The 24,947-nt window shown below is 33.4% G+C and carries 25 protein-coding genes and 3 pseudogenes; 5 read left to right on the top strand and 23 right to left on the bottom strand.

All coding sequences use genetic code 11. The features are described 5' to 3' along the window. Positions 1-3: 3 nt before the first annotated feature. The 5 genes and pseudogenes from PSR14_RS13205 to yqeK form a co-directional block, all read right to left on the bottom strand. A complete protein-coding gene (locus PSR14_RS13205; protein ID WP_073541690.1) occupies positions 4-852 on the bottom strand; it encodes a GNAT family N-acetyltransferase in 849 nt (282 codons plus the stop codon). A gap of 102 nt (positions 853-954) precedes the next feature. Next, complete coding sequence (locus PSR14_RS13200) at positions 955-1,590, bottom strand: SDR family oxidoreductase (RefSeq protein WP_000446311.1); 636 nt, start codon at positions 1,588-1,590, stop codon at positions 955-957. Between the two features lie 15 nt (positions 1,591-1,605). Then, positions 1,606-2,343 (bottom strand): S-adenosylhomocysteine nucleosidase, encoded by a 738-nt coding sequence (locus tag PSR14_RS13195; RefSeq protein WP_000218304.1) that lies wholly within the window; start codon positions 2,341-2,343, stop codon positions 1,606-1,608. Continuing rightward, a pseudogene (locus tag PSR14_RS13190) lies at positions 2,340-2,901 on the bottom strand (DUF3885 domain-containing protein). The gene PSR14_RS13195 and the pseudogene PSR14_RS13190 overlap by 4 nt, the downstream one beginning before the upstream one ends. A 12-nt stretch (positions 2,902-2,913) precedes the next feature. Next, on the bottom strand, positions 2,914-3,522 hold the full coding sequence (yqeK, locus tag PSR14_RS13185) for a bis(5'-nucleosyl)-tetraphosphatase (symmetrical) YqeK (RefSeq protein WP_000965871.1): 609 nt from the start codon (positions 3,520-3,522) through the stop codon (positions 2,914-2,916). A 194-nt stretch (positions 3,523-3,716) separates the two neighbouring features. Here yqeK and PSR14_RS13180 point away from each other — a divergent pair, with 194 nt between their 5' ends. The 3 genes from PSR14_RS13180 to PSR14_RS13170 all read left to right on the top strand — a co-directional run bounded on the left by PSR14_RS13180 (position 3,717) and on the right by PSR14_RS13170 (position 6,757). After that, a complete protein-coding gene (locus tag PSR14_RS13180; protein WP_001038815.1) occupies positions 3,717-4,412 on the top strand; it encodes a response regulator transcription factor in 696 nt (231 codons plus the stop codon). Beyond that, positions 4,402-5,559: a cell wall metabolism sensor histidine kinase WalK gene (locus PSR14_RS13175; protein WP_001243301.1), complete on the top strand. Its 1,158-nt coding sequence runs from the start codon at positions 4,402-4,404 to the stop codon at positions 5,557-5,559. The genes PSR14_RS13180 and PSR14_RS13175 overlap by 11 nt, the downstream gene beginning before the upstream one ends. Before the next feature lie 181 nt (positions 5,560-5,740). Continuing rightward, entirely contained in the window at positions 5,741-6,757 is a 1,017-nt protein-coding gene (locus PSR14_RS13170; RefSeq protein WP_001160077.1) for a D-alanyl-D-alanine carboxypeptidase family protein, read from the top strand. 100 nt (positions 6,758-6,857) lie between these two features. Here PSR14_RS13170 and PSR14_RS13165 read toward each other — a convergent pair. The 4 genes and pseudogenes from PSR14_RS13165 to exsK all read right to left on the bottom strand — a co-directional run. Continuing rightward, positions 6,858-6,932: pseudogene (locus PSR14_RS13165) on the bottom strand (alpha/beta hydrolase); the annotation flags it as partial. Then, positions 6,925-7,485 (bottom strand): hypothetical protein, encoded by a 561-nt coding sequence (locus PSR14_RS13160; RefSeq protein WP_002163645.1) that lies wholly within the window; start codon positions 7,483-7,485, stop codon positions 6,925-6,927. The gene PSR14_RS13160 and the pseudogene PSR14_RS13165, both read right to left, overlap by 8 nt. 46 nt (positions 7,486-7,531) lie before the next feature. Next, a complete protein-coding gene (locus PSR14_RS13155; protein ID WP_002163646.1) occupies positions 7,532-8,071 on the bottom strand; it encodes a GNAT family N-acetyltransferase in 540 nt (179 codons plus the stop codon). A gap of 120 nt (positions 8,072-8,191) precedes the next feature. Continuing rightward, positions 8,192-8,521: an exosporium protein ExsK gene (gene exsK, locus PSR14_RS13150; RefSeq protein WP_000535712.1), complete on the bottom strand. Its 330-nt coding sequence runs from the start codon at positions 8,519-8,521 to the stop codon at positions 8,192-8,194. A 907-nt stretch (positions 8,522-9,428) separates the two neighbouring features. Between exsK and PSR14_RS13145 the strand changes: the two genes are divergently transcribed. Further along, positions 9,429-9,665, top strand: a complete 237-nt coding sequence (locus tag PSR14_RS13145; protein WP_001112247.1) for a hypothetical protein — start codon at positions 9,429-9,431, stop codon at positions 9,663-9,665. A 229-nt stretch (positions 9,666-9,894) separates the two neighbouring features. On the opposite strand, the gene PSR14_RS13140 is transcribed toward PSR14_RS13145, so the two are convergent. The 8 genes and pseudogenes from PSR14_RS13140 to PSR14_RS13105 form a co-directional block, all read right to left on the bottom strand. Continuing rightward, complete coding sequence (locus tag PSR14_RS13140; RefSeq protein ID WP_000806466.1) at positions 9,895-11,835, bottom strand: AMP-binding protein; 1,941 nt, start codon at positions 11,833-11,835, stop codon at positions 9,895-9,897. A 49-nt stretch (positions 11,836-11,884) separates the two neighbouring features. After that, positions 11,885-13,426 (bottom strand): acyl-CoA carboxylase subunit beta, encoded by a 1,542-nt coding sequence (locus PSR14_RS13135; RefSeq protein WP_000566937.1) that lies wholly within the window; start codon positions 13,424-13,426, stop codon positions 11,885-11,887. A gap of 2 nt (positions 13,427-13,428) precedes the next feature. After that, positions 13,429-14,217 (bottom strand): enoyl-CoA hydratase, encoded by a 789-nt coding sequence (locus PSR14_RS13130; protein WP_000939789.1) that lies wholly within the window; start codon positions 14,215-14,217, stop codon positions 13,429-13,431. A gap of 4 nt (positions 14,218-14,221) precedes the next feature. Then, positions 14,222-15,133: a hydroxymethylglutaryl-CoA lyase gene (mvaB, locus tag PSR14_RS13125; protein WP_073541687.1), complete on the bottom strand. Its 912-nt coding sequence runs from the start codon at positions 15,131-15,133 to the stop codon at positions 14,222-14,224. Between the two features lie 21 nt (positions 15,134-15,154). Further along, positions 15,155-15,370 carry an acetyl-CoA carboxylase biotin carboxyl carrier protein subunit gene (locus tag PSR14_RS13120; protein ID WP_001985297.1) on the bottom strand — a complete coding sequence of 72 codons (216 nt, stop codon included), beginning with the start codon at positions 15,368-15,370 and terminating at the stop codon, positions 15,155-15,157. A 26-nt stretch (positions 15,371-15,396) separates the two neighbouring features. Then, on the bottom strand, positions 15,397-16,734 hold the full coding sequence (locus PSR14_RS13115) for an acetyl-CoA carboxylase biotin carboxylase subunit (protein WP_000486740.1): 1,338 nt from the start codon (positions 16,732-16,734) through the stop codon (positions 15,397-15,399). A gap of 15 nt (positions 16,735-16,749) precedes the next feature. Next, positions 16,750-17,895 carry an acyl-CoA dehydrogenase gene (locus PSR14_RS13110; protein ID WP_000397275.1) on the bottom strand — a complete coding sequence of 382 codons (1,146 nt, stop codon included), beginning with the start codon at positions 17,893-17,895 and terminating at the stop codon, positions 16,750-16,752. 216 nt (positions 17,896-18,111) lie between these two features. Further along, positions 18,112-19,080 (bottom strand): annotated as a pseudogene (locus PSR14_RS13105) (YbgA family protein). A gap of 233 nt (positions 19,081-19,313) precedes the next feature. On the opposite strand from PSR14_RS13105, the gene PSR14_RS13100 reads away from it, so the two are divergent. Further along, on the top strand, positions 19,314-19,613 hold the full coding sequence (locus PSR14_RS13100) for a WGxxGxxG family protein (RefSeq protein ID WP_000728162.1): 300 nt from the start codon (positions 19,314-19,316) through the stop codon (positions 19,611-19,613). Between the two features lie 121 nt (positions 19,614-19,734). Here the strand turns inward: PSR14_RS13100 and PSR14_RS13095 are convergent, their stop codons facing one another. From PSR14_RS13095 to bla, 6 genes are all read right to left on the bottom strand, one after another. Next, positions 19,735-20,388, bottom strand: a complete 654-nt coding sequence (locus PSR14_RS13095) for a TetR/AcrR family transcriptional regulator (protein WP_001168182.1) — start codon at positions 20,386-20,388, stop codon at positions 19,735-19,737. Between the two features lie 24 nt (positions 20,389-20,412). Beyond that, positions 20,413-21,432 carry an ABC transporter permease gene (locus PSR14_RS13090; protein ID WP_073541686.1) on the bottom strand — a complete coding sequence of 340 codons (1,020 nt, stop codon included), beginning with the start codon at positions 21,430-21,432 and terminating at the stop codon, positions 20,413-20,415. Then, positions 21,429-22,154, bottom strand: a complete 726-nt coding sequence (locus PSR14_RS13085; RefSeq protein ID WP_406644221.1) for an ABC transporter ATP-binding protein — start codon at positions 22,152-22,154, stop codon at positions 21,429-21,431. Before PSR14_RS13085 ends, PSR14_RS13090 begins: the two co-directional genes overlap by 4 nt. A gap of 184 nt (positions 22,155-22,338) precedes the next feature. Beyond that, the gene (locus tag PSR14_RS13080; RefSeq protein WP_000548624.1) at positions 22,339-22,590 is read right to left on the bottom strand and encodes a hypothetical protein; all 252 of its coding nucleotides are present in this window, start codon (positions 22,588-22,590) and stop codon (positions 22,339-22,341) included. A 215-nt stretch (positions 22,591-22,805) separates the two neighbouring features. Then, the gene (locus tag PSR14_RS13075; protein WP_000827830.1) at positions 22,806-23,648 is read right to left on the bottom strand and encodes a metallophosphoesterase; all 843 of its coding nucleotides are present in this window, start codon (positions 23,646-23,648) and stop codon (positions 22,806-22,808) included. Between the two features lie 249 nt (positions 23,649-23,897). Beyond that, positions 23,898-24,827: a class A beta-lactamase Bla1 gene (gene bla / locus PSR14_RS13070; RefSeq protein WP_073541765.1), complete on the bottom strand. Its 930-nt coding sequence runs from the start codon at positions 24,825-24,827 to the stop codon at positions 23,898-23,900. Positions 24,828-24,947 lie beyond the last annotated feature (120 nt).

The following is a 24,947-nucleotide window of genomic DNA, read 5'->3' as shown; positions in this document are numbered from 1 at the left end:
TTATTATAATAAAAAGTACATTTCATATTGTTCTAATGAACTCTTTTCGAAATCCATTTTTTTCAAATATCCTTCTAGCAAACTATTATTAGGAAAGCCAATAGTTAACGTGGACAACTTCAATTCTTCAATTGCTACTTGTAATAAATTCGTCCCAACACCAATATTTCTACAATATTTGTCTACAAAAATAAAACTAATTTTACCTTGTTCATTTATACATATAGCACCTTTTAACTCATTATTGACATATGCGCCGTAAAATGAATTATTTGTTTTTTCAATATAGTCCATATCATTTTGCCAATTTATATGGAAGTGTAACCATTTCTGAATTTCAACTTTAAAAGCAGGGAATTCTAATTGTTTTATTTCAATTCCTTTACATTCTTTATGTATTATTTTAGTCACATCTTTTAAATTATAATAAGATAGATCGTACACTTTTTCATAGCCTAATTTATTATAAAAACGAATCGCTTGGTCATTACCTACAATGACTTCAAGAAAAAGTTGCTTACACTCATTTTGAAGCGCCTCTTCTTTATGCAGTTCAAATAACTTTTGACTCACACCAACACCACGATAATTCGGATGAACCGCTAATGTACCGCAGCGCATTGTTTTTATATTTTCATAATCCTTTATCCCACCAAGTATTACACCAACTGGCTTGTCACCGTCTAAAGAAAGAAACGAGTGTTCTAACGAATTCCCTTCTGCTCCAAAAAATCTTTTTATAAAATCTTCTTTTGAAACTTCCATCTTAATAATATAATCTGAAAACCCATCCCTAAAAGCTTCATACACTAAATCTATATTTACTTCACTGCATCTTTTGTATTGAATCATATAAAATTATCCCCCACTTACTCGTGTTAAACTTAACATACAAATACATAAAATGTACTAGCTCCACTCTACCCATCATTCTTTAATTTTTAATCCTACCATTTAATTTGAAATAAACGGGCACTTCCCTACATATCTGTCACTATTAATTTGTTTTATAACAAATGGTGCAATATCACTATTTTGAATTTTGATTCCTGGCATATCTACTAAACTCTCGTTTATACGTCCAATACCATTTCCCTCTATAACAAATGGTAATCTAACAATTGTCCAATCTACTTTACTACTTTGGATAATTTGTAATTCTTTATATTTATCTTGCATCATTTTTGATAAAAAAACTTTAAATAAGGTAGCTCCAATTTTATTTACAATTCCCTTTTGATCTCCTGTAACATTTAAAGAGCCTCCGGAAATTACAATATATCTTTTTATTTCAAACTCCTTCATTGCTTCTAAAATATGCTTCGTTACTGTGCTAAAAATATAAGATTCATTTTTGGGTTGACCTACTGCATTAATTACAGCTCCACACCCTTTAAGTAATTTGCGTATTGAAGCAAAATCACGTGCATCTCCATTAATGATCTCTATATTTTCATTTGTTATTTTGATATTATTAGAATTTCTTGTTAATATTTTTACTTGATACCCCTTATCTAGCGCTTCTTTTACAAGGAATTTCCCCGCTTTTCCGTTTGCACCCAAAATAGCTATTTTATTTGTACTTTCCAATATTAACCCCTCTTACTATCTATGATTTACTACATTAATCTCATATACACGTAAAAAAGCAATTAAATGCTCACAAGCTCGTTCACATGCTAACATTTTAAATATTTTTTGTTCCTCTTTCGTTTTATCATTCGCTTGATCTGAAGCAGCTTTTAAACATAGAAAAGGTTTGTTATTGATTTGGCACACATAAGCAAAAGCTGCCACTTCTTGATCAACCGCTAATGCTCCATATACAGTATGCAGTAAATATCTCATTTCTGAACTACGGATACGTTGATCTCCAGATAAAAATGTACCGAAATGAATCGGATCATAAGATCGTATTTTTTTTATTCTTCTTACAAGCGATTTTGTTGTTTCAATAGGTGCTGTTCTACCATTATATAAGTTAAAAACATCTTCACCCGAACCAGCAGCAGTGACATCGTGTTGTATTGCGTTCAGTGCCACTACAATATGACCATTTTTCACCTTATTTGATAAACTCCCGCATATCCCTGTCATAAACAACTCATCCGGCTGAAACTCACTAATTAATAATTGTACACAACTAGCACAACTTACCTTCCCAACACCAGTTATAACTGAAATAATTTCCAGATCATTAATAGTATGAAAATGAAATTCCCAAGCGGCTCTTTTTTCAATGCGTTCACTTGGATAAGATTGATGCAAATACGTAAGTTCAGGTTCCCAAGCGGCTACGATTGCAATACGTTTCATTACAAACTTCACTTCCCTCACTGTCATTTAAATAATTTATCTATGCTTTCTCTTTTATAATCTGGAATCCACTCTTTATATTTCTCATATAAATTTCGTATTGTTTCTTTATTCTTCGAAATTACTTCACTTCCTCTATCATCATACATAAACATGATAATATCTTTTGTTGCATTTATGAGAAATACATCTGGATAAGAAATTTCTTTTTTTGCGTCCTAAACGAGGATAAAGACCTGGTAAATCTTCATGATTCGCCGCTTTAATAAGTCGTTTATACTTTATATCACCAGCGAAATATTTTAATGAAAATTGATATGTACAATACAAGTCAGTTTCTTCATCTTCAAATAAAAAAGTATTGTTTCTTGTCTTGTATGATATTTTAAATCTCTTTTTGAATAAATAGACTATATATTTATTTTCTGTGGATTTTTTATATTTCCCTTTTTAAGTCAATAAACATTTGCTATTAAAAACACTTTATCTTCTTTTGAAAATATATCTTCAAATAAGTGTTTATTATATGTATGGTACTAATGTAACCCCAGTAAATATTTCATTCATATATTCTTTTAACTGTATTTTATATTCTTTCTACTCTACAATTTCTTTTAACTGCCAATATGCATCTTCTAGCCAAGGGTGTAAAACTTTCAACGTGTCTTTTCTATCCCACAAATATGAAATATATGCAAAAGCTGCATGTTCTAAAGATTTTTCTAACCCCTTTTTTACTTCTACTAAGTATGGTGGTGTCCCATTTTGATCCCATTCTATTTTATCAGCAACAAATAACACTAAATCCATCTTCGTTGCATGTTTACGCAGTGTCGTATGGCAACAAATTGCATTTAAAGTCTCTTCATCATGCACTTTAAATATCTCTTTTGCGAGTACTCTAGAAAGTTTTTGATGAATAATCATTGGAAATTTTCGTTCTTCTTCTAATATCTCTATTCCGAATTCTTCAGCAACTACAATCCGTACTTCATTTGGAAAAATTGCACTAATATCATGTAAATATCCCGCAATTGTTGCCTTTTCTTCATTTACATGATACATAACCGCAATTTTACGAGACTCATTTGCCACTCGAATTGAATGTTTATATGTAACTTCTTTATTGTATTTTAATAGAAAAGCTTTTATATCAGTTTCAATCTTTCCAGTTGGAGTAAATGAATATATATCCTTATATAACATCGTAGTATGTCCCCTTCTTCCTAACTTTCAATATAACGTTGTATTTAAATATCCTTTTTATTTGTATTCGTTATAAATGTTTTAATCCCTTTTTTAATACGTTACATGAAATTTTATACATAATCATCGCTACAAGTACATAAATGTTTGATATTATAGTAATGTTAATGATTTGTAAGGAAAGGAACTACATAATGAATAAAAATATATTAATTATTGATGACGATAAAGAAATTGTTGAATTACTTGCTGTTTATTTGCGAAATGAAGGCTATAACATTTATAAAGCATATGATGGCGATGAAGCATTACAAATGATTTCTACATATGAAGTTGACCTTATGATTTTGGATATTATGATGCCAAAACGAAATGGATTAGAAGTTTGCCAAGAAGTTCGGGAAAATAATACTGTACCTATTCTTATGCTGAGTGCAAAAGCAGAAGATATGGATAAAATATTAGGACTTATGACAGGCGCCGATGATTATATGATTAAACCATTTAATCCATTAGAATTAGTAGCTAGAGTGAAAGCTTTGCTACGACGATCATCTTTCCAAAATGCCACTTCCCAAAAGAATGAAGATGGTATGATTCGCATTCGTTCTGCTGAAATACACAAACATAATCATACTGTGAAAGTAAATGGCGAATATATTAAGCTTACATCTATTGAATTTGATATTTTATATTTACTTGCGAGTAATACAGGAAGAGTATTTAGTTCTGAAGAAATATTTGAACGTGTTTGGAATGAAGATGGTTATGGTTCAAATAAAACTGTAATGGTCCACATTAGTAATTTACGAGATAAGCTTGAAACAGGAATGAATGGAGAAAAATTTATTCATACTGTTTGGGGAGTAGGCTATAAAATTGAGAAATGAAGCATTTGATATATTAAAAGATATCCCGAAATGGAAACTTATTTTTTGGCTCTTATTAGCTATCACACTCACTCCTATTACTGAATTAATTATATATCGCCTCGTTACGAGTGTAATTGAGAGTTCGCTTACGTTAAGCGAACTTGGCAAAGAATTCATTAGAATTTTTGGTTATGAAAAATATAAAGGAATAAAAGAATCTCTATGGATGATGATTGTCTCTTATTTATTTTTATTTTCTATTTTCTCATCCTACCTATACATTTTTTATCGTCATGAAAGAAAGCTTTACTATGAAACTTGTATTAAAAAAATGATAGAAGAGATTCGCTATATTGCAAATGGAAACTTCAATCATAAAGTTTCTATCGTAAACCATAATTATCTAGAAGAGTTAGCAAGCGGGGTTAATCAAATTGTTGAACAATTGAAAGTCTCGATTGATGAAGAAAGACAGGCAGAACAAGCAAAAAGCGAACTGATTACAAATGTATCGCATGATTTACGTACTCCTCTTACCTCTATAGTTGGATACGTGAACTTAATCCACCATGATAATTATAGAGATGAAGTGGAATTACGTCATTATATACAAGTCATTTACGATAAAGTAACTCGTCTTAATGCATTAATGAATGATCTGTTTGAATATACACGTGTTCAAAATAAAGAATTAAGTTTATATTCTGTCCCTATTGATATTGTAGAACTTCTTGGACAATTAACAGTTCAATTTCGAATACAGCTTCAAGAGGCTAATATTGATTGTCGCCCCTTTTTCCCATCAAAGAAGTTAATGGTATTAGCTGATGGAGACAAATTAGTACGCGTATTTGAAAATCTAATTATTAATGCTATCGCTTACGGTAACGATGGTGATTATATTGATATTACTGCTTATGAAAGTAATAATATGATTGCAATCGATATAACCAATTACGGCCAACCTATTCCAAGTACCGATTTACCTCATATTTTCGAACGTTTTTATCGTGTTGAGAAATCGCGCTCTACAAACACTGGTGGATCTGGACTCGGATTGGCAATTGCAAAGAGTATTGTCGAATTGCATAAAGGAACAATTGAAGTGTATAGTGATGACAAAAAAACAACATTCACTGTAAAACTACAACCATATAAATGTTAATACAGCTTAATTTTAGGTCCAATTTCTTACGATATAAGAAATTGGACCTTTTATTTTCCAGTAACATCCAAAATTTAATAATCCTTTATAATTCTTTAGAAATTCTTTACCTTTTCTTTCTTCCTAATTAAGCATTCCTTTTTACAATATTATTATCGATGTCATAATAGGAGGATCGCTTATGCAATTCTTAAAAAAATTCACAATTTTATTATTATCTTTTGTTATTACTGCACTTATCGTTTTATATTTTTATCTTTATGTAAATGGCCCAATTATTCAAGCTAAATCAGCTATTTTAATAGATGCTCATTCAGGTGAAGTTGTTTATACAAAAAATGAAGAAACTCCTATACAATCGGCTACTTTATCTAAATTAATGACTGAATATATCACACTAGAACAACTGAATGAAGGAAATATACAGTTAGATGAAGTAGTAAAAATAAGTAACGAAGTTTTCCGAGCAGAAACGAGTCCTATACAAGTAACTTCGAAAGATAAAACGACGGTTCGTGATTTACTACATGCATTGTTACTAACAGGCAATAATCGTTCCGCACTTGCCCTTGCAGAACATATCGCTGGAAACGAAGATAAATTCACACAGTTAATGAATGAAAAAGCAAAACACCTAAAGTTATCACAATCATCTCCGTTTCTAAACGCTACTGGAATGAATAACGATACAAATAAACTTTCAACTACAACAGCAATTGAAGTTGCTAAACTAGCAACACAATTAGTAACAGACTTTCCAGATGTACTGAACGTTACAAAACTAACCTCTTACCAGTTCACCTTCAAAGATACGAAAGTTTTCAACACCAATAAAATGATATATTCCCTTAATAAAAACATTAAACACCAAGGTGTTGATGGCTTACAAACTAGTTTTTCAACTAATGGTAATTATAGTTTTGTCAGTACAGCAAAACGAGGAGATACTAGACTTATTTCAGTAATATTAGACGCCGAAAATGAAAACAGCACTTTTATTGAAACAAAAAAGTTACTTCAGTACGGCTTTGATCCTTCTTCATACTCTGCACTCCAAGCTTTTAAAGATGCTGTTACATCTTGGACAGTTTTGCTTCAGTTTAAAAATTTGATTATACAAACATTGTTGATTTTCTTCATTATAACAATTTTAATGTTCTTACATATACGTCAAAGAAAATCCGAGGATTTCAACTAGGAAATCTTCTTATATATAAAAAACGGCTTGCATTTACAGTGCAAGCCGTTTTCTAAATCTATAGTCCTCTCCCAATTAAATTCGCTGAAACAGGCTACAACTTCTTTCCTTGAAATACTTTTGAATACATTTTAAAATCATCAACTTGTACATATTCCTCTATACATTTAACCATGAACGATCACTTCTCTCCGATAAAGTTCTTCTTCAATTTGATTAATTATTTCATCTATAGATAAAGCTCCATCCAAAACAATATCTGAATTTGGCTTTACAGTATGAAGCGCCTCCAAATAGGCTTTTCTAGCATATGTTATATAATGCTTTAAATCATTATGTATTTCACTCATTGCATCTTCTTTAAAATCTCGCAAAATTCTTCTAGCCATCGCAATATCTAAAGGTGTATCGATAAATATGGTTACATCAATGAATTGTCGCATTTCACTATTTAAGTATGCAAAAGGATAATCTAAAATAATATAATCTACATTACTATCTCGTATAAGATGCTGAATATCCTTAATTAATGGTGTGAGTACCCATTCATTATAATTTGCTCCATCATCAATCCATTTACAAATATCTGCAGGACAATTATCAAAGGTGTAGCTATCAAAATATAGTGCTTTTGAATTCATTAACTTATGAGTTAACCCTTCTGTAACAGTAGTTTTACCTCCTCCTGAAACAGCTGCAATTGTAATGATTTTCGTCTTTTTATTCATCATTTTCCCCCAATCCCCTTTTAATTAACATAATTATAGAAAACAATTATATTTTAGCTCTCCATTCATATTCTAACATACTCATTTCCCATAAATTCCAATACGTTTCCCCTACTTTTTTTGAATCCCTTAATAAACCTTCTTTTACAAATCCTATTTTTTCATAACAAGAAATGGCGGACGTATTAAAATCATAAACACCAAGTGTTACTCTATGTAGTTTTAATTCTTCAAATGCAATATGAAGTACTGCTTTCATCATATGTTTCCCTATAGAACGTCCTCGCATTTTCGTATCACCAACTAGTACTTTTCCAATTCTTGCAGATTTATTTATATTGTCTATTTGTCCAAGTGAAATATGACCAATTACTTCTTTGCTCTCTTCATCTATTACTTTGAATGCAAGTGTATTTGTACTTTCTATATATTGTTCTAATTGCTGATCATTTAAAGGATATGTAAATGCATTTCCTGACCATTGTATTAAAAATTCTTCGGAATCAATCCAATTTATTAATTGTTTGAAATCGGATCTTTTTAAGGATTCTAATTTAATCAACTCCATTCTCCTTTCATACACCATTCTATATATCCTCAAACTTATTTCTATATATAGAATATATTCTCCTTTTATACGAAATGAAAATAAAGCCATTCATAAGAATGGCTTTACAAAAAACATAACCTAATTATGCTATGTTTCCTATGTTAACAATGGTTCAATCGCTTCAATTTTACAAACTGAAATAATTACTGTAACTACGCCAGCACTATTAGCAAGCTTTACAACATCACAAGTAACTGAAGAAACAGTTCCTGCATAATTATTAGTTCCTGTTGTAATACGCACTGATCTGTTTACTAACTTTCTCAGCTCATCTCTAATTCCTTGTACACAGCAACAGTCACATGCCTTATTTTGCTCTTCATGTTCTTTTTTACACTCTTCAAAAACATCCCAACAATCATCCTGTTTGCCTGAACACTGTTTACATGAACACTTTTTTCTAGAATTACTATAACGAGATCCCAAAATCTCACCCCCTAGTCATTTCTATTAATATAGTATGTCCACTAGCTTCAAAGTGTATGAGGCAAAAACATAGAAAAGAAAAAACAAACTTTTGTACTAAATCTTTTTATTTTAATTAAAAACTAATCCATTACCGTTTCTACCTTTAATTTAAACCCTTCATTTATGTACAATTCCCAAAAAAATCTCTTTAGTAATTGTATTTAAAAATTTTAAACTGGCCTCCAATAATTTGACGCCAGTATGTATCTATAGAAAATATGAGTTAAAGCTATTTTTTAGAAAGATCTATCAAATTACTATTTAAATCTACTTCAAAACTTTCTTTCTATTACCAAAAAATATTCTATCTATTTGTTGTAATTTTTCCGCATTTACCGTTTCAAAAGTTATCCTATTTACATTTACTATTATTAATAAGTAGCATAGGAGGTGTAAATAGAATGTCTTGTATTGTTACAGGTTTAACACAGCCTCTTTGTTTAACGCTTGTTTATAATGTTTCATCGGGTATACTAATATCTTCTACTGTTGATTGTGGAAGTTGTACTCTAGAAACGGAATTCGATTATACTAGTAAGAATCTAGTTATTAGAGTGCCATTTACTGGTGAAGGTACTCTTATATTCAATGACAAATTCCAGGCAAGTTGCGTTACAACGAATTTAACTCAACCTTAGTCCAAGTAATTTTTCAGAGGAAATAGAAGTATAACTTCTACTTCCTCTCTCACCCTCCTAAATTAATAAACAAAACCTAAACTTTTTTCCCATATTAAATTTACAATTTAAAACATGTTGTACAATATTTTTTATTTCTACACTTTAACCTAATTTATTAACTCTTCCCCAAAATCGAACCCCCCTACATTTCATTTCCTATTAATAGAAAAGGAGGTTAAAATACAATGCCTTGTGTTTTACCAGGATTAACTCAGCCAGTTTGCTTAACCATTGTTTACAATATTTTATCTGGCACACTAATATCTTCTTCGATCAATTGCGGCGAATGTGAACAGGAAATTGGATTTGATTATATGAGTAAGAACCTAACAATTAAAATGCCATTCACCGTTGAAGGCTCAATTACATTTAATGATAAGTTTTTAGCTAGTTGCATTACAACGAACATAACTCAACCTTAATTAGATTTATAAATTTTTAAGAGAAGTGGAATTCCCTTTATATTAGTCATTTTAGACATACAAAATACTTAAAAAGTTAGATATATAAACCGTCTCATTGTTTAACTTCCATCTTCCGTTTCCTCACTTTTCTACCTTAATATTTCCACTCTTCTTTTTATCTTCTACTCTTCACTTATATTAGTAAATACAAAAATGAGCTCTAATTAAATAGAGCTCATTCCGAGTTTTATAATTTACTAGACTGCAACCCCTGAATAAACGGAACTACCTCAGGATTCACAAGTGACGATAAATCGCCTAATTCTTTTCCTAAATAAGCAGCTTTAATGACGCGTCGCATTACTTTAGAATTACGTGTTTTCGGTAAATCTTCTACAACGTGAATATCTTTTGGACATAATGCTTTTCCAATATGAGAGTTTACTAAACTCATTAATTCTTTCTTTAATTCTCCTGAGAATGTTACATTGTCTCTTAATACTACAAAACAATGACAAACTTCACCTTTTACATCATCTGGTACACCAATCGCGGCAGCTTCTATGACATCATTATGCTTCACAAGAATAGATTCATATTCAGCAGGTCCAATGCGTTTTCCAGCAATGTTTAGCGTATCATCTGAGCGTCCTGTAATAATATATTGCTCACCATCATAAACCACCCAGTCACCATGAACCCATTTATTTTCAAAACGTGACCAATATGTGTTCACGTAACGCTCATCGTCTTCCCAGAAACTTTTCGTCATACCAACCCAAGGTTTCTCTAAACATAATTCTCCAACTTCATCACGAATCGGATTGCCCTGATCATCGAGCACAACCGCTGCCATTCCTGGTAAAGAAGCGTTAAAGCTAATCGGTGCAATTGGTTTAATAAGGACGTTTCCGAAAATCCCACCAGAAATTTCAGTCCCGCCTGAATAGTTACAAATTGGTACATTACTTTTTCCAACCGTTTCAAATAGCCACATCCAAGGATCTGGATTCCAAGGCTCACCTGTTGAGGCGAATACTTCTAAACTCTTAAGCGAATGTTTATTTACATACTCATCACCTTTTGCCATTAACGCACGAATTAATGTTGGTGATATACCGAGATGTGTAATTTTATATTTATCAACTGTCTCCCATAAACGATCTGCCTCTGGGAAGTCCGGAACACCTTCATACATAACCATCGTTGCTCCATTAATAAGAGAACCGAATAGTAAAAATGGTCCCATCATCCATCCCATATCTGTTACCCATAATACGCGGTCACCTTGTTTAATATTCATTCCGAACCCCGCATCAAAAGCTGCCTTTAATGGAAATCCAGCATGAGTATGTACTGTCCCTTTCGGTTTTCCAGTTGTACCTGATGTATAAATGAGCATTAATGGATCATCACTATGCATTTCTTCAGCATGTACAAATGGCTTTTCTTTTTCTAACGTACTCCATGAGAAATCATAATTATGCGGTGTAAAATCATTTCCTGCATGACGCACGATAACAACTTTTTCAACAGTTGGACAATGCTCACAAGCCTTATCTACTTCGTCTTTTAATGAAACAACTTTACCTCGGCGTGAAAAACCATCTGCAGTAATAATCATTTTAGATCCTGCCGCTTGCACGCGTGTCATGACTGCATCAGACGCAAATCCTGAGAATATTGGTGAAATAATTGCTCCGATTTTCATTACAGCTAGCATCGCAACAACTGTTTCTGGAATCATCGGCATATAAATTGTGACACGGTCACCTTTTTCAATACCCGCATGTTTCAAACCGTTTGCAACGCGACTTACCCAGCTATCAAGCTCTTCATATGTAAATGATTTTGAAGTTCCATTTTCCCCTTCATACTGAAGTGCTGGTTGTGTTCTTGTTTCATCGTCTGCAAGCCAGCGTGATAAAACCGATTCTACAACATTACATGTTCCGCCATTATACCACTGTGCAAACGGCGTACCATTTTCTAAATCTAGCACTTCTGTATAAGGTTTCATCCATTGATAGCCAACTGCTTTCTCAGCTTCTCCCCAAAACCAAGCTGTTTCTTCGATTGACTTTTTATAAAACGTTTCATAATCTTCATAGCCCAATGATTTCATCCAACCATATAAACGCGTTTTTTCTTTATACTCTTCTGTTGGAAACCAAACTGCTTGTTTCAATGTTTTCCCCTCCTTGACTTTTTGAGCAAGAAAGCCCTAAATAGGGCTTTTAAACTGGATAAACCGGATGTTTACGATCCGTAAATACTTGATATTTACTCATATACATTTCGAATCGTCCTTTTAACTCTTCTCTTAAATTGTTTGGATGAACAATACCATCAATGACCATCTCTGATGCTAAATGGTAAATATCAATATCCTTCTTATACTCTTCGCGTTTTTCAGCAATGAAGCTATCACGCTCTTCTTCTGGTAAAGCTGCAATCTTATTTGCATATACAGCATTGACCGCGGCTTCTGGACCCATTACCGCAATAGAAGCTGTCGGTAATGCTAGGCAGCAATCTGGCTCAAAGGCTGGACCTGCCATCGCATATAAACCAGCACCATATGCTTTACGAACAACGATAGAAATTTTCGGTACAGTTGCTTCACTCATTGCGGAAATCATTTTTGCACCGTGACGAATAATACCAGCACGTTCTACTTTTGTACCAATCATAAATCCAGGTACATCTGCAAGGAACAATAACGGAATATGATATGCATCGCATAAATTAATAAACTTCGCTGCTTTATCAGCTGAATCGTGGAATAATACGCCGCCTTTCATTCGCGGTTGATTTGCAATAATACCTACTGGCTTACCATCAATACGTGCTAAACCTGTAATGAGTTCTTGAGCAAATAATTTTTTCACTTCATAGAAAGAACCTTCATCAATAACTCTATTAATAAGATCTTTCATATTGAAAGGAGCATTTTGATTTTCTGGAATGATTTCTTCTAACGTTTTATCGAATTGTTTCGGTTCTTGAGGTGTAACCAATGGAGTCTTTTCTAAGTAGTTATTTGGAAAATATGAAATGTATTGTCTTGCTTGTGTAATCGCATCTTCTTCTGTCTTACATAAAACATCTCCGCATCCTGATACAGAGCAATGCATACGAGCTCCGCCCATCTCTTCTAAAGTTACCTTCTCACCGATAACCATCTCAGCCATACGAGGAGATCCTAAATACATAGATGCATTTCCTTCTACCATCATTACAACGTCACAAAAGGCTGGAATATAAGCACCACCAGCTGCAGAAGGTCCAAATAATAAGCATACTTGCGGGACTTTACCTGATAATTTCACTTGATTATAGAAGATTCTTCCTGCCCCGCGGCGCCCTGGGAACATTTCAACTTGATCAGTAATACGCGCCCCAGCAGAGTCAACTAAATAAAATAACGGAACACGTAATTTTTCTGCCGTTTCTTGAATACGTAAAATCTTTTCAACTGTACGTGCGCCCCATGAACCAGCCTTTACCGTAGAATCATTTGCCATTACGCATGCAGTACGACCATGTATTTTACCCGTTGCAGTTATAACACCATCAGCAGGTAATCCTGTTTGTTCACAATTTGCAAATAATGCATCTTCTACATATTCACCATTATCAAATAAAAGAGCTAAGCGATCTCGAACGAATAGTTTACCTTTCGCTTTGTTTTGTTCATGATATTTTGGTGCGCCGCCTTGTTTAATCGTTTCAACTCGTTCTTCAAATGTATTCGATTGTTCTTTTTGATCTATCATATTTACTCCCCCTTATACATTGGTGTGCGTTTTTCCTTGAATGCCTGTAATCCTTCTAATCTATCTTTCGTATGGATTACACCTTCATACGCTTGTTTTTCCATTTGTAATCCGGTATGTAAATCAACTTGAATACCGTTTGAAATTGCTTCTTTCGCTAATCGAACAGCAATAGGACCATTACTAGCAATTTTCTCTGCTATTTCAATCGCTTTCTCTTCAAGTAAATGAGGTGGTACAACAAATTCTACTAGACCATATTCTTTTGCTTCTTGTGCTGAAATACGTCTACCTGTATAAATTAATTCTTTCGCTCTACCAACACCAATTAATCTTGGCAAACGCTGCGTGCCACCTGCTCCTGGTATAATTGCAAGTGTAGTTTCAGTAAGACCAAGACTTGCAGATTCAGCCGCAATTCTAAAATCACAAGCTAAACTTAATTCCGTACCACCACCAAGTGCGATTCCATTTATAGCAGCAATAACTGGCTGTGGTAATTGTTCAACCATTTCCATAGTAGTGCGAATCATACTAACAGCATGGCGAACTTGTTCTTCATTCATGCCAGCACGTTCTTTTAAATCAGCACCAGCACAAAACGCTTTTTCACCAGCACCTGTTAGAATAACTACACGAGTATTTGACTCTTCATTTATTTGAGTTAAAATGTTTTGTAACTCTTCTAATAAAGCTAAAGATAATGAGTTTGCTTGTCTTTCACGATCTAAGGAAATCTTTACAACGTGCGGTGTTACATAATCAACTGAAATGTTTTGTAATTGTAGCATCTTCTCACCTACTTATCGTTTTATGTTGAAGCGCTCTATACACATGACTCGGTAATTGGATATTTAATTTACTCTGAATAAATTGACTCGCTCTCAATAACTTCTCTTCATCAATATTCGTTTGGACACCTAACTTATGGAGCATATGAACTAAGTCATCAGTTGCAACATTACCTGATGCTCCTGGTGCATATGGACATCCCCCAAGGCCACCACAAGAACTATCAAATGTTGTAATACCATATTCTAAAGACTTTACTACATTCGCAAGAGCCATTCCGTACGTATTATGGAAGTGCATTGCAAACTGCGAAGCATCATATTTCTTTAATAAATGCTCTAATACTCGCTCTACTTGTAGTGGATTTGCTACTCCGATTGTGTCACCAAGAGACACTTCATAAATGCCGTATGAAAATAGTTGATCACATAATTCGTCAACTGCTATGACGCTTATATCCCCTTCATAAGGACATCCAAATACAGTAGAAACATAGCCTCTTACTTTTTTCCCTTCGAATAATGCCTGTTTTGTTATATCTTCAATTACAACTAATGCTTCTTTAATTGATTTATTAATATTACTTTTATTATGAGATTCACTTGCTGATAAAAAAACATTCACCTCATCTACATTTTGCAAAAAAGCTCGTTCCAAACCATTTTGATTTGGAACAAGCGCTGCATATGTAACATTTGGGTCCCTTTTCAGCTCTGAAAACACATCATTTGCATCTGCTAATGTAGGGACCCATTTAGGGTGAACGAATGAGGAAACTTCAACGTACGATAATCCCGCCTCTGTAAGTAGTTGGATCCATTTTACTTTATCTTTTGTGCCAACAATCTTTTTTTCATTTTGTAAGCCATCACGTGGCCCGACTTCTTTAATGACAGCAAAATTAGGTAGTTTCAATTCGCTTCCCCCTATATCTCCCTATTCAATTTCTAGTAATACATCTCCTTCATTTACAAAATCGCCTTCTTGCACATTAATTTTCATAACTGTGCCAGCTTCTTCTGAAACGATTGGAATTTCCATTTTCATAGATTCCAAAATGACGACATCTTGCTCTTCCTCTACGGTATCTCCTACTCCTACAACAATCTTCCATACATTTCCTGCCATCGATGCATATACTTTCGTCATCATTTTTTCCCCCTTAGTATTGTTAAATCTTATTTTTTAACAAGTTGTTTCGTTACAAAACCCGTTGTATAAATACCACTTTTGAACACATCATCTTCCAATACTTGAAGCAGCATTGGCGTGTTCGTTTTAATACCTTCTACTTTTAATTCTTCTAGAGCATCATGTAATTTCGAAATTGCTTCTTCACGCGTTTCACCATGAGCAATGACTTTCGCAATCATTGGATCATAGAAAGGTGTAATCGTTACTTGATTCTCCAAAAAGTGATCAATACGTACATTTGTTGGAAGCGTTAAATTTGTAATTTTCCCAGGTGATGGGAAGAAAGTTTTTGGATCTTCTGCATAAATACGTGCCTCAATGGCATGACCACTACGTTTTACATCATCTTGTGTAAACGATAATTTTTCACCACATGCAATTAGAAGTTGTTGTTCTACAAGATCTAAACCAGTAATTTCTTCTGTAACCGGGTGCTCTACTTGTAATCTCGTATTCATCTCTAAGAAATAGAAGTTCTTCTGATCATCTACTAGAAATTCAACTGTACCAGCATTTGTGTATCCTAGAGCTTTGGCAGCTTGTACAGCAACTTCACCCATCGCTTTTCGTGTACCTTCATCTAAAAATGGTGAAGGTGCTTCTTCAATTACTTTTTGATTTCGGCGCTGTACTGAACATTCACGCTCCCATAAATACACTGTGTTACCATGTGTATCTGCTAAAAGCTGAATTTCAATATGATGTGCATCTGCAATATAGCGCTCTAAATACATTTCTCCGTTACCGAAGAAGTTTTGTGCTCTCGTTTTGTTGCTTTCAAATGCTTTGGTGAGCGTTTGCTCAGTTTCCATCAACTGCATTCCAATGCCTCCGCCGCCTGCGGATGCCTTCAACATTAATGGGTAACCAATTTGTTTAGCAATTTCAATTGCTTCTTCAGCAGTTTCAATATTTGTAGTAATACCCGGAACTACTGGCACATCTGCAGCTTGCATCGCAATACGTGATTCGATTTTACTTCCCATCTTCGTAATGATTTCTTCTGATGGACCGATAAATACGATTCCTTCTTCTTTACAACGAACCGGAAAAGATGGATTCTCAGATAATAATCCATACCCCGGATGGATTGCTTCAGCATTTGTCTTCTTAGCTATTTCAATAATTTTTTCAAGGTTTAAATAGCTTTCTTGGACACGCGGCCCACCTACTAAGTAAGCTTCATTTGCCATTTTTACATGCAAGGCATTTTCATCTGCCTCAGAATAAATAGCAACAGTGCGAATGCCAAGTTTTTGACAAGTTTTCATAATACGAACTGCAATTTCCCCGCGATTAGCAATTAATATTTTTTGAAACATAGTGATTCCTCCTTTTTATCTACATCCTAAATGTCTAGCAATTACGAGACGTTGAATTTCAGAAGTTCCTTCACCAATTTCTAATAGTTTTGCATCACGAATATGTCGTTCTACTTCATATTCACGCATATAGCCATATCCACCGTGAATTTGTACTGCTTGATTTGCAATACGGCTTGCTGCTTCAGATGCGAAAAGTTTTGCCATAGCCGCTTCTTTACCGAAAGATTTATCGTTATCTTTTAACCAAGCTGCTTTATGTACTAAATTACGCGCTAGCTCTACTTCAGTTGCCATATCAGCTAATTTAAATTGAATCGCTTGGAAATTAGAAATTGATTTTCCAAATTGTTGACGTTCTTTCGCATATTGCAATGCACGTTCAAATGCAGATTGTGCAATACCAACAGCTAATGCTGCGATTGAAATACGTCCTCCATCAAGTGTATATAAGAATTGTTTAAATCCTTTATTTACATCACCAAGTATATTTTCTTTCGGTACACGTACACCATCAAGTACGATTTCACAAGTATTAGAAGCACGTACGCCCATCTTATCGTAAGGGCTTGAAATCGTTAACCCTTCACTAGTAGTCGGTACGATAAATGCAGAAATACGTTTTCTACCATTCTCTTCAACACCGTTGACAGCGGTTACAATAATTGTATTTGCATACTCTGCATTTGTAATCCAACACTTCTCACCACTAATAACATACTCGTCTCCGTCTAATATAGCTTTCGTTTGTGTGCCACCTGCATCAGATCCAGCATTCGGCTCAGTTAATCCGAAAGCACCTAAAGTTTTGCCTGATGCCATTGGAACTAAATATTTCTGTTTTTGTTCTTCTGTACCGAAATAATAAATTGGAGAAGCACCTAATGAAATTGTTGCAGCGTAACTTAATCCTGTCCCACCACAAGCACGACCAATTTCTTCAACTGCTAACGCGTACGATACTGTATCGCCACCTGAACCTCCATACTCTTCTGGGAATGGGATGCCTAATAATCCTAGTTCGCCCATTTTTTGAAATGTTTCATATGGAAACTCTGCAGTTTTGTCATAATACACAGCTTTCGGTGCGATTTCCTTTTCAGCAAAGTCACGTACCATTTCTTTAATCATTTGTTTTTCGCGAGTTAGAGTAAATTCCATTCCGCTACACACCCCTTATCGAATATTGAGTTTCGACAGCGTGCGAGTTTCTACTACAAACATTACGAATGAAAAGACAAGAACATTAGTTAGATAATTGTTATAATTCTGTCATAATTCAATTTTAAAACAGATTCTGTACTAATGCACAAAAAAATTCCTACATTGTTCTACAACAACATAGGAGTTTTCTTGTCGAATTATGTAATTTTATGTTTAATAATCTCTACCTTTACCTGAATCTGAAATCTCTACTAAAGCTTCAGGATATGGTTCGAAATATGTTTGTCTTAATAAATACTTTTCATCAAATCGAAGAGCCCATGATTTTAAAATTGCAAGTAAGCTACTAAGCGGAATTTTCTTTTCTATATACTTTTGTATTAAATTCAAAAAATGCTCTTTTTCTTGTTTTTTCAGCTTTGTTTTAAAGTATCCAAAAATATGCTCACATACATTTACATTTGATGTATAGCGGGGTGTGCGCATAAATAATTCATATAAAGTCTTCTCATAGTTTTCAAATACAACTTCGATCGTTTCATTTTTTTGATTTGCAATAATACGCCCTAATTCCTTTTGTTTCACCTGATTATATGCCATAAATAAATATTTATTATCCGACTGAAACGATACAAGATCTTTCATATTTTTATTATGTTTAATCATCTTGTAATATGCGATTGTAAATAGCCTTGTAAAGAAATGCTCTCTAATAATAAAATTCGACAATCTGCCTTCCTCTTCAATAGGAAGATGCGAAAATTTTTTTATTACTGCTCCGCCAAATAAGCCTGGTCCCTTTCCTTTTGCTGGCGCTTTTTCAAAACTAGAATAAATTTTCACATCACGCGTACCACAACTTGGCGAACGATTTTTTAAAATAAAGCCATCCACATCTGATAACGTTTGTAAAAAGTCATTTGAAAACTGCTCCATTTTTTCAGTTACATCTTCTCGTGTCGACGGTTACACAAGTCTATTCAAACCGTTTTCTTCTACAATTCGTATCGTTTCACGAGGAGTCCCCAATCCAATCTCGACTTCTGGACAAACAGGTATAAATGTAACAAATGGCTGCAAATTTCGTATAGTTACATCCGGAATCATCTCTCCATTATAACGACAAGCATCAAACTCTAAACATTTACTTACAACGATTGTAGGTTTTGCAAATTGTCGCATTTCATTACCTCCTTAATGCTAGTCCGTATAATATAAATTGTACTAATATTAACATTTTAAGCAAAGTTTGATTCCTTTAATTTTATAATTGCAAATATAGCAAATGATATATTTGCAATCATTCAACTCTATTTTCTATAAATGCGCCCTCTATAATGACGGTTTAAATACTGTGAAACGAATAATATACACATACTCTGGAGAAATTAACACGTAAGAAAGGAGGGATCGTTATGAAGAAGAAATTATCATCTATTGTAAGTGTTTTAGCACTTTCTATTATGTTTTTAGGTACATCTGCCCATGCTGAATACGATGGAACTAATATGAATAGAGTTAATAACACTGACATTTCAACTCGTGTGAATGACAATAACTTAGACAGAGTTAATAATGATGTAAGAACTCGAAATGTAAATACAACAAATGATTTAAATGATAATCGTGATAGAAATAATAATTGGGCTTGGCTCGGTTTATTAGGACTAGCAGGATTATTAGGTCTTAGAAGAAGAGACAAAGAAGTACGTTAATTTAGAATGTTTTTAGTAAACAAGTACTTATTTATCAAAAATATAACAAATATAAATCGCCTTTTTAAAGGCGATTTATTATTTTACTTAAATGTAACATATGTAATTCATACTTCGACGATTAATTTCGTGGCGTTAATCCGTACAATATAAACTGAATCGTATTTTCAATTTCAGTTTCATCATCCCATTTTTCTTCAGGCAATAATAAAAACCGTGTTAATAATAAACCTAATACAGCTGATAAAGTAAGTCGTAAAACAGAAGATGGGGGCATTTCAATAATCTCCCCTTCTACTTGAAACTTTGCAATTAACTTTTTAAAATGGGAAAGCAACTCTGTTTCTACTAGTTGTTGTATCTCATTTTTCAGTTCTGGCTGAAATGGCACTTCTTGAATTAATATTTTTATCATTGGAAAATGCTTTTTTGCAAATTCAAATCTATTATGAATAATAACTCTTAGAAGCCCTTCATACGATTCATACTCCGATTTAAATATTTCCTTTGCGAAGGCTTGTACGAAAAATGGTGCAGCAAACTTTGTTAATGTCGGCATGACGACTGCTAATAATAAATCTTTTTTCGTTTTATAGTAGCGGAAGATTGTTCCTTCCGCTACACCAGCACGCTTTGCAATTTCACTTGTTGAAGTTGAAGCATATCCTTTTTCTCCAAACATATCAACAGCCGCCTCTAATATACGCATTTGACGTTCATTTCGTTTATCTGTGTTAGTTGCAGCTATTAATTCCTCCAGCCAATCTTTCTGCATTTATAAAGCCCCTTTTTGTCATTTTTATATTTTGCGATGTTTCTTTAAAGCAAATACATTTCCTACTGCAAATAATATTGAAAAAAGTAATAATACGGTAAGATCTAATGCAATCTCTGTAAATCCTTGATTTCGAATCATCACCTGTCTCATTGCGTCAGCGCCATATGTGAGTGGAAATAATTTCCCTAACATTTGAAGCCACTTATTCATCGATTCAATTGGAAACAAACCCGAAAAGAAAATTTGTGGCACAATGACAAGCGGTATAAACTGGATCATTTGAAATTCATTATTTGCGTATGCCGATAAAAACGTCCCTAAAGTTAATGCCGTTAAAGAAAGCATACATGTAATAAGTAGCGTTAGCCATATGGAGCCAGCTACATACAAGTCTAAAATGTAAACTGAAAAACTTACGATAATAATGGATTGTATAAATGCAAAGATCCCAAAACCAATAATATATCCTACAACTATTTCCCATCTTTTAATTGGAGTCGATAATAACCTTTCTAAAGTACCACTTAAACGTTCTCTTACGAAAGACACCCCTGATAAAATGAATACAAAGAAAAATGTAAAGAAACCGATTAATACAGGACCAAGCCCATCAAACATTGTAAAGTCTTTAGAGCCATGTAAATAATTCACTTCATGTTTCATAATCGATATATCGTTCTTCTCTGTACTTTTTTGTAATATTTGAAGTACAGCACGATTTTTTGACGAATCGCTACCTTCTAATACAATATTCATTTTTCCATTTTCTAAACGAATGACTGCATCTACCTTTTGATTTTCCAGCTCAGACATTGCCTTTTCTGTATTATATTCATAAATTGACGCTTCTTGATTTTTCATCACTTTTACTAACTGAGCGGGCATATCAACAACAGCAATATGCGGTACATAGTCCTTTTGTGTAAACACTAGTGACAATAACCAAAGTAATAACATAGGTGCCCCAAACATCATCGCTAACGAACGTTTATCTCGAAAAAATTGGCGAATAATACGAATGATTACACCGGTAACTCTCATAATTCAGCCACCTCTTCCAACAAAAAGACATCTTCAATCCTTCCTGATGATACCCGCTTTTTCAATTCTTCAGTTGTACCAGTCGCAACTAGCTTTCCTTCTCTAATTAACCCTAGACGTTCACAAAATTCAGCTTCGTCCATAATGTGTGTCGTTACAATTATCGTTGTGCCTTTCTTTTTCAAATCATAAAATTTTGCCCAGATTGTTTTTCTAAGAAGCGGATCTATCCCCACTGTTGGCTCATCTAAAATTAATATTTCTGGTTCATGAAGGAGTGCTATTGCTAATGATAAACGCTTCTTCATCCCGCCTGAAAAATGCTGCACTTGCTTTTTCATATGTTGTGATAATTGTACAAGGTCAAAAACTTCTTCAATTCTTTCTTTTTTATGCTTTCCCTTTAATCCGTACATCGTTGCCATAAAATCTGCATTTTCATATGCTGATAGTTCTTCGTATAATGCATCAGCTTGAGCCATATAACCAATTCTTTTCATTTCATTTAAATTAGGCATGTTCGTGTTGTAAACAAGCACTTCACCTTCCGTTGCTTCGTTAATACCTGCAATCAATTTAATAAGAGTCGTTTTCCCAGAACCTGAAGGCACAACTAAACCAAATATCTCTGCTTTTTCAACTTGTAATGAAAGATTGTGTAAAACTTCTTTTTTCCCAAAACTTTTTGATACAGTCCGTAAAATAATGGCAGGCTGCTTCACGTATTCTTCCCCCTTCTCTAAAATGAGTGAGTACTCACTTTTATTTTACTCTTGCGTAATTATATGTCAAACTTCATTGATTAGTATGGTTTTCCGTCAATAATATTAAACAATGAAACAGAGTCGACATTAGAATTTTATTTCCTAAAGTCGACTCTGTTTCGTTTAAACTATAAATTTTACTTTACGTTTTTAAATTCATATACTTCCTAATTCTAGCAACATCTAAAGAATATTCGATAACTAATTGCTGTAACGGTAATATAACTGTGTCGGGATATAAATGTGCATATTGTAATGTTTCTGCATATTTTTCTAATCTTTTTTCTAAATACTTTATAATTTGATCAGGATGAGTTACTAATAAACATTTACAATAATAATGTATTTGTTCCTCAATCGCCGTATACTCTTCAATTTCGTATTCTTTATGCATGTGTACACCCCTTTAAGTTTTTTACATGAATTACTTATCACACTTTTCACTCGACAAATTTTAAGTTTTTTGATTATTTACACTATAACAAACACTGAGGGTCAAATTTTGTTACTTTATGTAACGTAGAAAATTTTTAACAAAATTGTAATGTTTACTCCTGCAAAATACAGAAAGCCCCTTTACTCATTTTTGTATAAAAAAAATCGTACAGCTTAATTTAGCTGCACGACTACAATTTCTGGCCTATTCAAAATCCTTTGCGGAATGATACTATTTCCTAATCCTCTACTCACTACCATTGATGTATTTTGTTCTACATATAAACCCGCTGTATATTTAGGTAAAACACCTTGATTTGGCGCAACTAATCCTCCGATAAATGGCAATCTAACTTGCCCTCCATGAGCATGACCCGATAATACTAAATCTAGTTGCTCATCAGCGTATTCTGTCAAAAATTCAGGCCTATGGGATAATAATACATCAAATGTATTTGGAGGCATTTCAAATTTCGCTTTTAAAATTGCATCTTTTACAATATTTCCTTCATCACGGTTTCCAGTTACAAACTCCGGATCATCAATACCTAGCAAATTTATTTCTTGCTCCCCCTTTCGAATGCCTACATGTTCATTCCTTAAAACATTGACATCATATTTCTTCAACTCTTTTTCTAAACGGTTATACTTTCCAGACCATTGTTCATGGTTTCCTGTCACAAAATATACAGGATACTCCTTTACAATTTCTCGTATTAATTGCATACTAACTTCTGCATCGTATGATTTACTGTCAATTAAATCACCCGTAATCGCAATAATATCTGGGTCTATGCTTTCAATTTTTTGAATTAATACACCTTGCTTATTGCCAAATTGTTTATTGTGTAAGTCTGAAATTTGTAGAATTTTATACCCTTTAAAAGAGGAGGGTATTTTACTAGAGGTTATTTTAACCTCAGTTATACCTATTAAATTGTTCTGTAAATATAAAAAAGTAATAAAAGCTACTAATATGCCAATAAACAATATGATTCTATTAATATTTCTCTTCATATTCTCTCCTTTTATTTTTATAAAACACTTATTTTATGTTAACAGAATTATATGATACATTTTTGATTTTTTATTGAATATAGTACAGTACATGAAATTTCATATCGGATACGTCATATATATTTATTTTACCGTCATCCTCTTAATAATAAAAATACAAAAACGATTCTTTTCATACGAAAAAGAATCGTTTTCTAATTTTATATACCCAACAACATATGGTAAAAAACTGAAATAACTAAGAGATTATTATTTAATAGCATCGATTACAACTTCAGCCGCCTCTTTAATTAGTTGATTATCATAGGTAGCCTCTTTCTCATCTTTACTAGATAAAATTGCGATAATAATAGGTGATCTATTTGGTGGCCAAACGATAGCAATATCATTTCTTGTCCCGTAACTTCCTGCACCTGATTTATCTCCAACTACCCAGTCAGTTGGTACACCTGCACGAATAAGTTTGTCTCCTGTCGCATTTCCTTTCATCCACTCTGTAAGTATCTTACGTTTTTCAGCAGGAAGTGCATTTCCGACCGTAAAAGCTTTAAGATTCGTAGCAATTGCTTTTGCTGTACTAGTATCACGAATGTCTCCTGGAATAGCCTCGTTTAACTCTGTTTCAAAGCGATCAGACATAGTAACCCGATCCCCCATCTTTCTAAGCGCTTTTTCATATCCTTTCGGTCCGCCTATTTTATGAAATAAAATGTTCCCTGCAGTATTATCACTATAACGAACAGCAGCCTCCGCAATTTCTCCTAGTGTCATTCCAGTATCTACATGTTTCTCTGTAACAGGTGAATAATCCACTAAGTCTTCTTTCGTATAAGTAATAACTTCATCTAATTTCTTAGTAGAGTTCTGTTGCAGTAATACCCCTGCCGCTAAAGCCTTGTAAGTTGATGCAAAGGCAAACCTTTCGTTAGGTCGATAAGCGATTGTTTGATTTGTACCAGTATCAATCGCATATACACCTAATCGAGCATCAAATTTTTTCTCAAGTTGAGAGAACTCTTTATGCGTCGCCTGATTTTTATGTTTCACTTGTCCAGTCTTTTCTTTCGCTTCAACTTGCAATGGTCCTCCTGTAAAAGCTTCTAGGCTTGTAAGACTTAAACCTAATATACCAACGCATATTCCTATTTTTAGCAGCCTCTTGTTTTTCAAAATCATCATTCCTTTCAAATTCTTAACACTTTTTTTACTTACATATAATAGACAATCACCAAAATAAATTTGTTCCATAATCTAAAAAAATTTTATAACTAATATCGGTGTTATTAACAAAATAAAGAG

Origin of the sequence: Bacillus sp. A01H (assembly GCF_045277205.1) — a bacterium.
Lineage (GTDB): Bacteria > Bacillota > Bacilli > Bacillales > Bacillaceae_G > Bacillus_A > Bacillus_A paranthracis.
Note: the sequence above shows the minus strand (reverse complement) of the source record. Positions and strands in the feature narration are given on the sequence as shown.